This window comes from Allotamlana fucoidanivorans (assembly GCF_006265225.1).
Classification (GTDB): domain Bacteria; phylum Bacteroidota; class Bacteroidia; order Flavobacteriales; family Flavobacteriaceae; genus Allotamlana; species Allotamlana fucoidanivorans.
In genome coordinates, this window is the sequence record NZ_VDCS01000047.1 from 1 (window position 1) to 1,106 (window position 1,106).

Below are 1,106 nucleotides of genomic sequence, written 5' to 3' on the forward strand. Positions count from 1 at the left end.
TCTAAGTTCAATTAATAAGTGCAACACGAATATTTAAAATAGATGGGGCTAGCCCCATCTATTTTAGGCTCAATATTTATATTCGTTTTGGATGAAACATTATAAACAATTGACCTTACCACAAAGGTATCAAATCTCTGCGTTATTAGATGCAGGAATAAGTATTACTCAAATAGCTAAAACAATAGGTTTTAATAAGAGTAGTATATCACGAGAATTAAAGAGGAATACACCAAGTAGAGGCCGAACATCTGGTAAATACTTGCCAGAACACGCCCATCAAAAGACAAATGACAGGCATTGTACCAAAACAAAGTCTATAGCGTTGACAGATCAGCTTAAAGAACGTATTGCTGGATTAATGGAATATGAGAAATGGAGCCCAGAACTCATAGCTAAAAGACTTGCTAAAGAAGCTGAAACCTGCGTGAGTCACGAGACTATTTATAAATGGATATGGACTGCAAAACATAGCAATCATAGAAAACACAAACGCTACAAGAACCTTTACAAACACCTACGCCATACAGGTAGAAGGCAAAAAAGGAACAATGTAAAGGATAAACGAGGTGCAATAACAGGGCGCGTAGGCATAGATAAACGTCCCCAGGTCGTAAACCAACGTTCTCGCATTGGAGATATAGAAGTAGATTTAATGATGGGAAGCAACCACAAATCAGCGTTATTAGTAATGACAGATAGAACAACATTGATAACTATGATAGAAAAACTGGGTAGTAAAAATGCAGATGAAGTCTATCAAAAAATGAGTAAAAGACTCACAAACTTTAACTCATCTTGGATAAAGACCATAACTTTTGATAATGGAAAAGAATTTGCACAACACAATAAAATAGCGAAAGACTTAAATGTAAAAACATACTTTACAAGACCATATACCTCTCAGGATAAAGGAACAGTAGAAAATAGAATAGGCGTTATAAGAAGGTTTTTTCCAAAGAAAACAGACCTTAGAGAAGTATCAATCAAAAGAATAAAAGAAGTTGAAAAATTACTAAATTACAGACCTATTAGAAAGTTTAATTATAATAACCCTATTGAAGTCCTAAATAATAAGTGTGTTGCACTTATGGGTTGAACTCAGC

The 1,106-nt window shown here is 34.3% G+C and carries 1 protein-coding gene; it reads left to right on the top strand.

The features are described from left to right. The first annotated feature begins 91 nt into the window (after positions 1–91). Positions 92–1,099, top strand: a complete 1,008-nt coding sequence (locus FGF67_RS16815; RefSeq protein WP_139698913.1) for an IS30 family transposase — start codon at positions 92–94, stop codon at positions 1,097–1,099. Positions 1,100–1,106: the final 7 nt, after the last annotated feature.